This is a genomic window from Bacillus sp. SIMBA_154 (assembly GCF_046536015.1).
Taxonomy (GTDB): domain Bacteria; phylum Bacillota; class Bacilli; order Bacillales; family Bacillaceae; genus Bacillus; species Bacillus pumilus_P.
Window position 1 is genome coordinate 1 of record NZ_JAWJBV010000297.1, and the last position, 268, is coordinate 268.

Sequence of the window (268 nt, forward strand, 5' to 3'; positions counted from 1 at the left end):
GGCGCCCGCTCGCCGAGCGGCATACGACCGATGAAGAAATTCAGATCGCCGGACTCGACCATGTACGGATACAGCAGCATGACGTCGCCATCACCGCTGCGAAACACAGCCGGCCGCGCGAGCTTGTCGCGAAAGAATTGCGCAACCGCCGGCAATCGATCGATGACGCCCGCCCACATCTGCACGAGCTCGTCGGCAACCCGATCATCTGAAGCACTCAGCAACGCGAGCCAAGTCGGCGGCACCTCGACGCCAGCCGGAATCTCAT

Annotated in this window: 1 protein-coding gene; it reads right to left on the reverse strand. The window is 62.7% G+C overall.

The genetic code is table 11. The annotated features are described in order from the left end of the window. The coding region (locus tag R0K30_RS22115; RefSeq protein WP_410613003.1) for a hypothetical protein at positions 1 to 268 on the reverse strand (268 nt) is incomplete at both ends.